The sequence below is a fragment of the Roseomonas sp. USHLN139 genome (assembly GCF_037145735.1).
Lineage (GTDB): Bacteria > Pseudomonadota > Alphaproteobacteria > Acetobacterales > Acetobacteraceae > Pseudoroseomonas.
In genome coordinates this window covers 1-12,438 of the sequence record NZ_JBBCWY010000007.1, presented here as the reverse complement: position 1 = coordinate 12,438, position 12,438 = coordinate 1, and the positions used below count along the sequence as shown (strand labels likewise).

9 protein-coding genes are annotated in these 12,438 nt (G+C 71.1%); 8 read left to right on the top strand and 1 reads right to left on the bottom strand.

Annotated features, from left to right (window positions below; all coding sequences use genetic code 11):
- Positions 1–35 precede the first annotated feature (35 nt).
- Positions 36–920, bottom strand: a complete 885-nt coding sequence (locus WFI16_RS18440) for a neutral zinc metallopeptidase (protein ID WP_419899316.1) — start codon at positions 918–920, stop codon at positions 36–38.
- Between the two features lie 300 nt (positions 921–1,220).
- On the opposite strand from WFI16_RS18440, the gene WFI16_RS18435 reads away from it, so the two are divergent.
- The 8 genes from WFI16_RS18435 to WFI16_RS18400 are packed head-to-tail and all read left to right on the top strand — an operon-like array spanning position 1,221 to position 12,277.
- Positions 1,221–1,994, top strand: a complete 774-nt coding sequence (locus WFI16_RS18435) for an IclR family transcriptional regulator (protein ID WP_419899315.1) — start codon at positions 1,221–1,223, stop codon at positions 1,992–1,994.
- A gap of 19 nt (positions 1,995–2,013) precedes the next feature.
- A complete protein-coding gene (locus WFI16_RS18430) occupies positions 2,014–5,859 on the top strand; it encodes a hydantoinase B/oxoprolinase family protein (RefSeq protein ID WP_419899314.1) in 3,846 nt (1,281 codons plus the stop codon).
- Positions 5,860–5,888: 29 nt separating this feature from the next.
- Positions 5,889–7,448, top strand: coding sequence for an ABC transporter substrate-binding protein (locus WFI16_RS18425; protein WP_419899313.1), 1,560 nt, complete (start codon positions 5,889–5,891; stop codon positions 7,446–7,448).
- A 16-nt stretch (positions 7,449–7,464) separates the two neighbouring features.
- Positions 7,465–8,472 carry an ABC transporter permease gene (locus WFI16_RS18420; protein WP_419899312.1) on the top strand — a complete coding sequence of 336 codons (1,008 nt, stop codon included), beginning with the start codon at positions 7,465–7,467 and terminating at the stop codon, positions 8,470–8,472.
- Positions 8,469–9,320, top strand: a complete 852-nt coding sequence (locus WFI16_RS18415) for an ABC transporter permease (RefSeq protein ID WP_419899311.1) — start codon at positions 8,469–8,471, stop codon at positions 9,318–9,320. Before WFI16_RS18420 ends, WFI16_RS18415 begins: the two co-directional genes overlap by 4 nt.
- Entirely contained in the window at positions 9,320–10,342 is a 1,023-nt protein-coding gene (locus WFI16_RS18410) for an ABC transporter ATP-binding protein (RefSeq protein WP_419899310.1), read from the top strand. Before WFI16_RS18415 ends, WFI16_RS18410 begins: the two co-directional genes overlap by 1 nt.
- Positions 10,342–11,151 carry an ATP-binding cassette domain-containing protein gene (locus tag WFI16_RS18405; protein WP_419899309.1) on the top strand — a complete coding sequence of 270 codons (810 nt, stop codon included), beginning with the start codon at positions 10,342–10,344 and terminating at the stop codon, positions 11,149–11,151. Before WFI16_RS18410 ends, WFI16_RS18405 begins: the two co-directional genes overlap by 1 nt.
- A gap of 49 nt (positions 11,152–11,200) precedes the next feature.
- The gene (locus WFI16_RS18400; RefSeq protein ID WP_419899308.1) at positions 11,201–12,277 is read left to right on the top strand and encodes a helix-turn-helix domain-containing protein; all 1,077 of its coding nucleotides are present in this window, start codon (positions 11,201–11,203) and stop codon (positions 12,275–12,277) included.
- Positions 12,278–12,438: the final 161 nt, after the last annotated feature.

The window sequence follows — 12,438 nt, the reverse complement described above, 5'->3', positions numbered from 1 at the left end:
CCGCCGCTTTCGTCAAGCGGCAGCGGCCGGAAAACTCAGGGCAGGCCGGAAAATGTGTCGCAGGCGGCGAAGTCGCCGCGCTGCAGCCCGGTGCGGAACCACTGGGCGCGCTCGGCGGCGGTGAGCGGCGCCGGCGCCTGCGGCACGACCGCCGCCGAGGCCGCGGCATCGGTGGCAGGGCTGCCGGCAGCGGGGGCGCCGGCCGCGGGGGCCGGCTCGGCCGCCGGGCGCGCCGCCACCGCCGGCGGCGCCGGGCGTGCGGCATCCTCGCGCATGGCGGCGAAGGCGGCCTCCTGCGCCGCGGTATCGGCCATGCCGGTGATCAGGCTGCTGGTCTTGGCCCAGAGCCCGGCGAAGCAGTCGGCCTGCAGCTCGACCCGGCGGCGCAGGGTGCCGGTGCCCTCGGCCTCCGGCTGGCGCGCCTGCAGCCCGCGCACCAGGTCGAGGATGCCGAGCTGCTGCTGCACATGATGGCCGACGGCATGCGCCAGCAGCAGGGCGACGGTCATGTCGCCGCCGGCCCGGCTGCCCTGCGTCAGCTTCGCCTGGCGGTCGAGGTCGACATAGATGCGCGCATCGGCGGTGCAGTAGAACAGGCCCGACGGCGCCGGGGCATTGTCGCAGGCGGTCGGCGCGATGCCATTGGCGAAGATCGGCGCGGCGGGCTGGAAGCTGCGGCCGAGCAGGCGGAACTGCGCGGTCCAGCTGCGCGTCGTCTCGTCCAGCAGGCGGGTGGCGAATTCCTGCTCCACCGCCCCGCCCTTGGCCGGCGCGGCGGCCGGGGCGGCGGCCTGCGGCGCCGGCGCCGCGCCGCCGCGGACCAGGCCGACGATCCCCCAGACCGCCAGCAGCGGCACCGCCAGCAGGAGCAGCAGCAGGCCGATCTGCACCGGCAGGCGCAGGCTGTACCAGATATTCACGCCCCGGCGTAACGCGCCATCCAGCCGCATCGGTCATCCCCATCGGCCGACCCCGTGGCCGGCCCCCGCAGCAGGCCATGGCGGCCTGCAGGGCAGGGGTCAAGGTGCTTTCGCAGCGCCCCTTTTGCTGCGCTGCACAGGAAGCGGGCAAAAAGCGCGGCAACTGCCATGCTGCGGTGCAAGGCGCGGCCGGCTGCCGCATTCGGCAGCGGCAAAAACCCATCTCCGGGCTTGCGGCCCGGCGCGGCCCTGCGTAGCGTTTCACTTACAGGAACCGTTGTTCCACTTATTGGAACCGCCATGACGACCTTGTCCACGGCCGGCCAGGTGCTGCGCTGCTTCTCCGCCCGGCGGCAGGAGTTGACCGTGACCGAGGTCGCGGAGCTGCTGTCGCTGCCCAAGAGCAACGTCTCCCGCCTGCTGCGGGCGATGCGCGAGGCCGGCTTCCTGGAGAGCGTGCCCGACAGCCGCGGCTACCGCCCCGGCATCCTGATGTTCGAGCTGGGCCACCGCTACCGCCGCGATTCGGCGCTGGTGGCGCGCGCCCATGCCGCGGTCGGCCGGGTCAGCCGGCAGTTCGGCCATAGCGGCTATGTCAGCCTGCGCGACGGCGCCGACGTGATCGGCCTGACCTTCCACGAGGGCAGCCGGATGCTGCGCGTCGGCACGCCGGTCGGCCAGCGCCTGCCGGCCTTCGCCGCCGCCTCCGGCCGCTCGCTGCTGGCGCGGCTGACGGATGAGGAGGTGCGGCGGCTGCACCCCGCGCCGCTGCTGCCGCCCAGCCCGAACGCGCCGCAGGACATGGCCGAGCTGCTGCGGCGGCTGGAGGCGGTGCGCCGCGACGGCTTCGCCACCGCCGTCGACGAGAGCAATCCGGGCGTCGGCAGCATCGCCGTGGCGGTGGGCGGCCGCCAGCCCGACGAGGATGCCTGCCTCTGCATCGTCTATCCGCTGAGCCTGGTCGACGAGCCGGAGCGCGAGCGCATGACCGCCGCCCTGCTGGCCGAGGCCCGCGAGATCCAAGCCCGACCCGGCGCACCCGAACGCGCCGCCCCGCGCAGCGCCGCCGCCTGACGCCTATCGAGGACGCCCGATGAACACGACCCCCTCCGCCGCCACCCTGGGCCATCGCTGGCGCATCGGCTTCGACATCGGCGGCACCTTCACCGATTTCATCCTCTATGACGCGGCCGCGGGCAGCGTCCGGCTGCACAAGCGCCTGACCACGCCGCATGATCCCTCGGAAGCCGCGCTGCTCGGGCTGCAGGAGCTGGTCGAGATGGCCGGGCTCCGTCTCGGCGATGTGGGAGAAATCCTGCACGGCACCACGCTGGTCACCAATGCGGTGATCGAGCGCAAGGGGGCGCGCCTCGGCCTGATCACCACCGCCGGCTTCCGTGACATCCTGGAGATGGGCACCGAGCAGCGCTACGACATCTACGATCTCTTCCTCGGATTCCCGGAGCCGCTGGTCTCGCGGGAACTCCGCCGCGACGTGCCGGAGCGGATGGATCGCGACGGCCAAGTGGTCGAGGCCCTGGACGAGGATGCTGTCCGCCTCGCATTGAAAGAAATGCTGGCGGAGGGGGTCGAGGCGGTCGCCGTCTGCTTCATCAACGCCTACCGCAACCCCGCCCATGAGGCGCGGGTGGGGGAGATCGTCCGCGCCGAATTCCCCGAGCTCGCCGTCTCGCTCTCGGCCGAGGTCGTGGCGGAGATGTGGGAATACCAGCGCTGCGTCACCACCTGCGCCAATGCCTATGTGCAGCCGCTGATGGACCGCTACCTGAAGAAGCTGGAGCGCGAGCTGGCCGCGCGCGGTTTCTCGGGCGCGCTGCGGCTGATGCATTCGGCCGGTGGGCTGGTCTCGCCGGCCACCGCCCGCGCCTTCCCGATCCGGCTGCTGGAATCCGGCCCTGCCGGCGGCGGCCTGGCCACGGCGCTGTTCGGGCGCCTCGCGGGCAAGGAGGACGTGATCTCCTTCGACATGGGCGGCACCACCGCCAAGGCCTGCATGATCGAGGGCGGCCGCGTCGAGATCGCGCCGATGCTGGAGGCGGGCCGCGTGCACCGCTTCAGCAAGGGCTCCGGCCTGCCGATCAAGGCGCCGGTGATCGACATGATCGAGATCGGCGCCGGCGGCGGCTCGATCGCGCAGATCGACGCGGTCGGGCTGCTGAAGGTCGGGCCGCATTCGGCCGGCTCCGATCCGGGCCCGGCCTGCTACGGCATGAGCGGGGTGAAGCCCACCGTGACCGACGCCAATCTGGTGCTGGGCTATTACGATCCGGGCTTCTTCCTGGGCGGCCGCATGGCGCTGGACCGCGACGCCGCGGTCCGCGCGGTGGAGACGGTGGCCGCCCCCCTGAAGCTCGACGTGATGGACGCCGCCTGGGGCATCCACAAGGTCGTGGTCGAGAGCATGGCCGCCGCCGCCCGCGTCCATCTGGTGGAGAAGGGCAAGGACCCGCGCAGCTACGCCATGGTCGGCTTCGGCGGCGCCGGCCCGGCGCATGCGGCCGATGTGGCGCGGGCACTCGGCGTGCGCGAGGTGATCATCCCGCCGGCCTCGGGCGCCGCCTCGGCGCTCGGCTTCCTGGCCGCGCCGCTGTCCTTCGAACTGGCCCGCTCGCTGCCGGTCGAGTTCTCCGAGGGCTTCGATGCGGCGCTGGTCAATGGCGTGCTGGACGGCATGGCCGCCGAAGGCCGCGCCCGCCTGCTGGAGGCCGGGGTCGACCCCGCCGCCATCACCGTCGAGCGCAGCGCCGACATGCGGCTGGTCGGGCAGATGCACGACATCAACGTGCCGCTGCCCGGCGGCGCGCTGGAGGCCGGCAGCCTGGCCGCGATCCGCGCCGGTTTCGCCGCCACCTACGCGGCGCGCTACACCTCGGTCTATGAGGGCGCGCGGCTGGAGGCGATCAATTTCCGCGTCCGCTGCGTCGGCCCCGAGCCGGTGCTGTCGCTGACCGGCGCGGTCGGCGGCGGCGATGCCGCGGCCCGCGTCAAGGGCAGCCGCCGCGCCTGGTTCGAGGGCGGCTGGCAGGAGGCCACGGTCTATGACCGCTACGCCCTGGTCGCCCGCGACCGCATCCCGGGCCCGGCGATCATCGAGGAGCGCGAATCCACCACCATCGTCCCGCCCGGCGACGTGGTCGAGGTCGATGCCGGGCTGAATCTCCGCATCAGCATCGCCGCCTCCGCCCAGGGCAGCGCGCTGGTCACCCCCGGCATGCCGCTGGAAGAAGCCTGCGCCCGCATCGAGGCCGATCCGATCGCGCTGGAGATCATGTGGTCCCGCCTGGTGACCGTCGTGGAAGAAATGTGGCTGACGGTCTGCCGCACCGCCTTCTCGCTGGTCATCTCGGAGAGCCAGGACTTCGCCTGCGAGCTGCTCGACCCCGAGGGCGAGACGCTGGCGCATTCGCCGCGCGCCATGCCGGTCTTCAACCTGACCCTGCCGCGCGCGGTGAAGGCGCTGCTGCAGAAGTACCCGGCCGAGACGCTGCAGCCGGGCGACGTGCTGATCACCAATGATCCCTGGCTCTGCGCCGGGCATCTGTTCGATATCGCCATCGTCACCCCGGTGTTTGCGGACGGCCAGGTGGTCGGGCTGATGGGCACCGTCGGCCATGTCTCCGACATCGGCGGCACCAAGGATTCGCTGCGGGCGCGCGAGATCTTCGAGGAGGGGCTGCAGATCCCGCCGATGAAGCTGTTCGAGGCCGGGCGGCCGAGCGAGGCGCTGTTCACCCTGATCCGCGAGAATGTCCGCAACCCGGACCAGGTGCTGGGCGACATCCATTCTTTCGTCGCCGCCAACCGCCTGGGCGCCGAGCGGCTGCTGGCCTTCATGGGCGATTACGGCATGCGCGACCTGCGCGCGCTGGCGACCGTCGTGCAGGGCCGCTCCGAGCGCGCCATGCGCGACGCCATCGCCGCCCTGGCCGACGGTGTCTATGAGGCCGAGATCCGCAACAACCCGCTGGGCGAGGTGCTGCGCTATCCGCTGAAGCTGACGGTGGCGGGCGAGGAGATCCATCTCGACTTCGCCGGCGCGCCGCCGCAGCTGCCGCAGGGCGGGCTGAACTGCACGCTGAACTACACCGCGGCGCATGCGACCTATCCGCTGAAATGCATGCTGACCCCGGGGGTCCGCGGCAATGCCGGCTGCTACCGCCCCTTCACCGTCGAGGCGCCGGAAGGCTCGGTCCTCAATGCCCGGCGGCCGGCGGCGGTGAACATGCGCACCCGCACCGGCTGGTACCTGGCGCCGAACATTTTTCGCGCGCTCGCGAAAGCGGCTCCCGACAAGGTGCAGGCCAATACCGGCCTGCCGATGGCGGCCTATGTCTATGGCCAGGACGCCGAGGGCCGCACCTATTCCGACATGCTGTTCATCGGCGGCGGGCAGGGCGCTTCCGCGGCGCGCGACGGCAAGTCCGGCCTGCTCTGGCCGACCAGCGCGTCGAACACGTCGATCGAATTGTTCGAAGCCCGAGTGCCGGTCATCGTGCTGGAAAAAACCTATCTGGCGGATAGCGGCGGCCCGGGCGAGCATCGCGGCGGCCTCGGCCAGCGGGTGCGGCTGCGCAAGCTGCGCGAGGACGGGCTGGTCAGCTTCGTCTCGGTCTATCCGGAAGGCGTCGGCAATCCGATCGACGGGCTGTTCGGCGGCCAGGCCGGGCGCGGCGCCCAGGGCCGGGTGGTCGATGCCGCCGGCGGCGTGCTGGAGGATTGCGGCACCGGCCGGCTGGTGCAGGTGCAGGGGCCCGGGCAGATCGTCGAGATCTGCATCAGCGGCGGCAGCGGCTATGGCGATCCGGCGAAGCGCGCGCCGGAGGCCCTGGCGCGCGACCGCCGCCTCGGCCTGGTCAGTGACGAAGGGGCCGCGCGGGATTACGGCGCGGCGGTGGGGCAGCAGGCGGTGCCGGCCTGAGCAGGCGGCGCGCGAAGGGGGATCTGAGCATGACCGACATGACGAGGCGCGGCATCCTGGCCGGCAGCGCGGCCGCCGCGGCCCTGCTGCTGGGGGGCGGGGGGGCGATGGCCCAGTCGCGCCGCATCCTGGTGCTGACCAGCAACCAGGACATCCCGAATTTCGACCCGCATCTGGCCTCGGGCTATTCCACGGCCTGGATGATGCGCAATGTCTATGATTCGCTGGTGCGGGTCGAGGGCAATCCGCCGAAGCCGGTGCCGCATCTGGCGCAGTCCTGGACCATCTCGCCGGACGGCACCGAATACGTCTTCAAGCTGGACCCGGGCGCGAAGTTCAACGACGGCTCGCCGGTCGACGCGGCGGCGGTGGTCTATTCCTTCGAGCGCATCCTGCGCCTGAACCGCGGCAATGTCTGGATGATCGCCGGCATCGTGAAGCCCGGCAGCATCGAGGCGGTGGACGCGCAGACCGTGCGCTTCCGCCTGGCCACCGCCTTCGTGCCCTTCCTGCAGGTGCTGCCCTGGATCTGGATCGTCAATCCGAAGCAGGTCGAGGCCAACAAGGGTGGCGATGACGGCCAGGCCTGGCTGCGCGCCAATGTCGCCGGTTCCGGCGCCTTCGCCGTGCGCCGCGCCGAGCCGGGCAATCTCTATGAGCTGGAGCGGGTCGCGGGCAACTGGCGCCAGGGCGGCGGCAATCTGACGGGCGCGATCTGGAAGATCACCCGCGAGACGGCGACGCAGCGGCTGATGATCCAGCGCGGCGAGGCGCAGATCGCCCTCGACCTGACCAGCGAGGACATGGACACGCTGAAGAACCGCCCCGGCGTCGATCTGGTGATCGAGCCGGAATACCGCACCTTCCAGATCAAGATGAACACGCGGCATGGCGCGCTGATGGACGCCAATCTGCGCCGCGCCATTTCCTGCGCCTTCAACTACCAGGCGATGCTGGATGTCGCCGGCTATGCCGACCTGATGACCGGCCCGCTGCCCGAGAGCATCGACGGCTTCGACAAGTCGCTGCAGCCCTGGCGCACCGACCTGGCCCGCGCCAAGGAGTTCCTGGCCAAGTCGGCACATCCGAATGGCGGGATCAAGCTGACCATCACCCATGTCTCCGGCCTGGAGCAGCAGCGGCGCTGGGCGCTGGTGCTGCTGGACAGCCTGCGCGCGCTGAACATCGAGCTGGAGATCCGCTCGGCGATCTGGCCGGACCTGGTGGCCTCCTGCCGCTCGCCGGAGACGCTGTCCGACTTCTTCCCGGTCTATCAGACGGCCAATTACGGCGACGCCGACAACCTGGCCTATGCCGGCTATCATTCCTCGCGCAACGGCAACTGGCAGAACCCGGTCTACAGCAATCCGAAGGTCGACGATCTCATCACCCGCGCCCGCGCCGAGGCCGATCCGGAGAAGCGCCGCGCCCTCTATGCCGAGTTCCAGCGCACCGTCATGGAGGATGCCTGCGACATCTTCGGCGTGCTGGAGCGGCGCAAGCTGGCGCTGCGCAACACGGTGAAGGGCTTCGCCTTCACGCCGGTCGCGTCGAACGCGCCGGAGCTCTTCCCGCTGTCGCTCGGCTGATCGCGGGGGCCGCCGCATGATCCGCTACATCCTGCGGCGGCTGCTGCTGCTGGTGCCGGTGCTGGTCGGGCTGTCGATGCTGGTCTTCGCCATCGCCCGGCTGCTGCCCGGCGATCCGGTGCGGCTGGCGGCGGGGCCGAATGCCACGCCGGCCGACATCGCCTCGGTCGCCAAGGAATTCGGCCTCGATCGGCCGCTGCTGGTGCAGTACGGGGACTATGCCAGCGGGCTGCTGCGCGGCGACTGGGGCGTCTCGATCTTCAGCCGCCGCCCGGTTCTGGAAGACCTTTCCACCTATCTTCCGGCGACGCTGGAGCTGGTGCTGGCGGCGATGATCCTGGCGGTCGCCATCGGCATCCCCGCCGGGCTGATGGCGGCGGTCTATCGTGACCGCTGGCCGGACTTCCTGTCGCGGGCGGTGTCGCTCGGCGCGATTTCCATGCCGCGCTTCTTCCTCGGCCTGCTGTTCCAGCTGGGCTTCGCCATGTGGCTGGGCTGGCTGCCGCTCTCGGGCCGGTTTCCGCTGACCGAGGACCCGCCGGCGACGATCACCGGGCTGCTGACCGTCGATGCGCTGCTGACCGGCAATCTCCACGCCCTCGGCATCGCGCTGCAGCATCTGGCGCTGCCGGCCATCGCCATGTCGCTGTCGCCGCTGGCCACCATCACGCGGATGATGCGCGCCTCCACCATCGAAGTGCTGCAGCAGGACTACGTCACCACCGAACGCGCCCTCGGCCTGTCGCGGGGGAAGATCCTGTTCAAATACGTGCTGAAGAACGCGGTCTCGGCGACGCTCACCGTCATCGGGCTGTATTTCGGCTGGCTGCTCGGCGGCACGGTGCTGGTGGAGACGGTCTTCGACTGGCCCGGCCTCGGCCTCTATGCCACCCAGGCGGTGCTGACCCAGGATTTCATGCCGATCATCGGCGTCACGCTCTGCATCGGAACGCTCTTCGTGCTGGTCAATCTGCTGGTCGACCTGGTCTATGGCCTGCTGAACCCGCGGGTGCGGCTGCGATGAGCGAGCGCCTGCGCCGCGGTCTCTACCGCTTCCGCCGCAGCTGGGTTTCGGTCCTCGGGCTCGGCATTGTCCTGCTGTTGCTGGTGATCGCGCTGCTGGGGCCGGCGATCGTGCCGCATCCCGAGCATGTCGCGGGGCTGGTGCAGACCGGCACGCGCTTCCAGCCGCCCTCCGCCGCCTGGTGGTTCGGCACCAACGAGGTCGGCCAGGATGTCTTCTCGCTGACCCTGGCGGGGACGCGGGTCTCGCTGCTGGCGGGGATGGCGGTGGTCATGGTTGGCGCTGTCATCGGCGTCTTCGTCGGTGCCATTGCCGGCTTCTTCGGCGGCTGGCTGGACGAGGCGCTGATGCGCCTCTCCGACCTGATGCTGACCGTGCCCAGCCTGATCCTGGCCATGGCGGTCGCCGCCGCGCTCGGTCCGGGCACCGGCAACATGATCTTCGCCATCGCCCTCTCCTGGTGGCCCGGCTATGCGCGCCTCGTCCGCGGCGAGGTCATGGCCAAGAAGGAAGAGCAGTTCGTCACCGCGGCCCGCGCCATGGGGGCGGGGCCGGCGCGGCTGCTGCGCCGGCATGTGCTGCCCAACATCGTCTCGCCGGTCATCGTCAAGATGTCGCTCGACATGGGCTTTGCCATCCTCACCGTGGCCTCGCTGGGCTTCGTCGGCATCGGGGTCAAGCCGCCGACGCCGGAATGGGGTTCCTTGCTGTCAGTCGCGCGGGCCAACATGCCGGACTACTGGTGGACGGCGATCTTCCCGGGGCTGGCCATCTTCCTGGCGGTCTTCGGCTTCAACCTGCTGGGCGACGGCTTGCGCGACCTGCTCGACCCCAAGGCGCGCCGCTGATGGCCCTGCTCGAAATCCGCGACCTGCATCTGCACATGCGCTCCTTCGACGGCGAGGCGCATGTGCTGAACGGCATCGACCTGACCGTCGAGCGCGGCGAGATCTGGGGCATCGTCGGCGAGACCGGCTGCGGCAAGTCGCTGACCGGTCTGTCCGTCTCGCGCCTGGTGCCGGCGCCCCCGGCCCGCTATGCGCGCGGTTCGATCCGGCTGGATGGCGAGGATCTGCTCCAGGCCGATGAGAAGCGGCTGCGCGCCCTGCGCGGCCGTCGGATCGGCATGATCTTCCAGGACCCGACCACCAACCTGAACCCGGTCTTCCGGGTCGGCGAGCAGCTTCTCGATGTCGCCCTGCATGCGGGCCGCGCCGATCCGTCGCTGCTGGGCCTGGCGCCCGGCGCCTCGGGGCGGGCGGTGAAGCGGGCGGCGCGGGAGCTGGCGCTGGCCATGCTCGACCGCGTCGGCATCCCCAACCCTGCGGCGCGGCTGGACGACTACCCGCACCAGTTCTCCGGCGGCATGAAGCAGCGCGTGCTGATCGCCATGGCGCTGATCGGCCGCCCCGACCTGCTGATCGCCGACGAGCCGACCACGGCGCTCGACGTCTCGGTCCAGGCGCAGATCCTGCGGCTGATCCATGACCTGGTGCGCGAGCACGGGCTGGGCGTGATGTTCATCACGCATAATCTCGGCGTGGTGGCGCAGCTCTGTAGCCATGTGGCGGTGATGTATGCCGGCAATGTCGTCGAGGCCGGGCCGGTGCGCGAGGTGCTGAAATCGCCGCGCCATCCCTATACCGGCGCGCTGCTGGCCGCCCTCCCCACGGCAGGGACGGCGCGCGGCGCGCTGCAGGGGCTGGCGGGGACGGTGCCCTCGCTGCTGGCGCCGCCACCGGGCTGCCGCTTCGCCAACCGCTGCCGGCTGGCGGAGCCGGGCTGCGCCCGGGCCACCCCGCCGCTGGTCGGGCCGGCGGGCGGGCATCGCGTCGCCTGCCCGGTGGTGCTGCGCGGGGAGCCAGCGTGATGCTCGAGGTCGAGGGCGTTTCCAAGATCTATGGCGGCGAGCGGCGCGGGCTGTTCGGCCGGGCGCCGCAGGTGCAGGCCCTGGCGGACGTGTCGCTCTCGGTGCGGCGCGGCGAGAGCTTCGGCCTGGTCGGCGAGAGCGGCTCCGGCAAGACGACGCTGACGCGTTGTCTTCTGCGGCTGGAAGAGGTCTCGGCGGGCTCGATCCGCTTCGACGGCGGCAACATCGAAAAACTGTCGGCGGCCGGGCTGCGCGAGATGCGGGCGCGGATCGGCATGGTCTTCCAGGATCCCTATGCCTCGCTGAACCCGCGCATGAGCGTGGCCGAGATCGTCGGCGAGCCGATGGAGATCCACCGTGCCCGCCTCGGCCTCGATGCGCGCGGCCGGCGCGACCGGGCGGCGGCGCTGCTGGAGCGCGTCGGCCTCGGGCCGCAGCATCTGGGGCGCTTCCCGCATGAATTCTCCGGCGGCCAGCGGCAGCGCATCGGCATCGCCCGGGCGCTCGCCACCGGGCCGGAGGTGCTGATCCTGGACGAGCCGACCTCGGCGCTCGACGTCTCGGTGCAGGCGCAGGTGCTGAACCTGCTGCACGACCTGCAGGCGCAGCTGGGGCTGACCTACTTCTTCATCAGCCACGACCTCGGCGTCATCCGCTATGTCTGCGACCGCGTCGCGCTGATCCATCGCGGCCGGCTGGTCGAGCAGGGCGAGACCGAGGCGGTATTCCAGGCCCCCGCCAGCGACTATGCCCGCAGCCTGATCGCCGCCATGCCCGATCCGGACCCGGACCGCTCCCCCTTCCGCTGACGCTTCGGCGGCTGACAGGGCCGCGCCGGCGCGGCTATCCTGCGCGGCCATGCCCACCGCCGCCGATGCCTCCCTCGCCCTGGCCCTCGCCGCCTTTCCCTCCGCCGAGGGGGGCGCGATGCGCTTCGACGGCGCCTCGCTGGGCGGGCCGGAGGAGGCCTTCTGGGCCTGGCGCCGCATCGCCGGCATCTTTTTCGACGTCGCCCTGCCGCGGCCCGAGGCCATGGCCGGTTTCGCCGCGCGGATGGAGAGCCACAATCTGGGCGGCGTGGTGATCGGCCGCATCGCCGCCAGCGCCCAGGTGTTCCGCCGCAGCGCCTTCACCATCGCCCGCACCGGCATGGACCACTATCTGGTGCAGCTCTATCGCCGCGGCGGCTATGCCGGGGTGGCGGGGGAGCGCCGGCTGCTGGTGCGGCCGGGCGATACCAGCATCCTCGACATGGCGCAGACCCTGCACACCGAGGCCAGCGACTTCGAGAACATCACCCTGGTCATGCCGCGCGCCAGCCTGGCGCCGCTGGTGCGCCGCGCCGAGGCGCTGCACGGCGTGGTGCTGGGCGGCGACACGCCGCTGGGCCGGCTGCTGGCCGACCATCTGGTGGGGCTGCAGGAGAGCGCCGCGCAGCTCAGCCAGGCCGAGGCGCAGCCGCTGATCCAGGCCACCGCCATGCTGGTCGCCGCCTGCGCCAGCCCCTCGATCGCCGCGCGGCCCGAGGGGCAGGAGACGGTGCATGCGCCGTCGCTCGTGCTGATCCGCCGCTTCATCGAGGGCAAGCTGGCCTCCCCCGAGCTGTCGCCGGAGCTGCTGACAAAACAGTTCGGCGTGTCGCGGCCGACGCTGTACCGGCTATTCGAGCCCTATGGCGGCGTCGCCAGCTATATCCGCCGCCGCCGCCTGGACCGCTGCTTCCAGGAGATCACCGCCCCCGTCGCCGAGCGCCGCCGCATCGCCGAGATCGCCTATGGCTGGGGATTCCGGAATGAGGCCGCCTTCAGCCGGTCCTTCCGCGAGGCCTTCGGCATGTCGCCGCGGGAGGCGCGGCTGGCCCGCGCGTCCCGCCCCGCCGGGGTGCCCGGGGGGGAGGGGGTGCCGGCGACGACGGATTGGATTAGGCGGTTGTAAATGGGGGTTAAAGTAATTGAAATTCACAATTCACGCAGATCTAATTTCATTTAGAGCATGATCCGACCTGTTTGACTCGGACGGGGATTCCCGGGCGGCTGGAAATCTGATTCACCCTGTTGGCCGGGAGGAGGCCGGTGGTGATGAGCAGAGCGCTGTCG

Excerpts from the sequence above, each read along its gene's own strand:
- WFI16_RS18435 (WP_419899315.1), top strand. The coding sequence starts at position 1,221 with ATGACGACCTTGTCCACGGCCGGCCAGGTGCTGCGCTGCTTCTCCGCC.
- WFI16_RS18430 (WP_419899314.1), top strand. The coding sequence starts at position 2,014 with ATGAACACGACCCCCTCCGCCGCCACCCTGGGCCATCGCTGGCGCATC.
- WFI16_RS18425 (WP_419899313.1), top strand. The coding sequence starts at position 5,889 with ATGACCGACATGACGAGGCGCGGCATCCTGGCCGGCAGCGCGGCCGCC.
- WFI16_RS18420 (WP_419899312.1), top strand. The coding sequence starts at position 7,465 with ATGATCCGCTACATCCTGCGGCGGCTGCTGCTGCTGGTGCCGGTGCTG.
- WFI16_RS18415 (WP_419899311.1), top strand. The coding sequence starts at position 8,469 with ATGAGCGAGCGCCTGCGCCGCGGTCTCTACCGCTTCCGCCGCAGCTGG.
- WFI16_RS18410 (WP_419899310.1), top strand. The coding sequence starts at position 9,320 with ATGGCCCTGCTCGAAATCCGCGACCTGCATCTGCACATGCGCTCCTTC.
- WFI16_RS18405 (WP_419899309.1), top strand. The coding sequence starts at position 10,342 with ATGCTCGAGGTCGAGGGCGTTTCCAAGATCTATGGCGGCGAGCGGCGC.
- WFI16_RS18400 (WP_419899308.1), top strand. The coding sequence starts at position 11,201 with ATGCCCACCGCCGCCGATGCCTCCCTCGCCCTGGCCCTCGCCGCCTTT.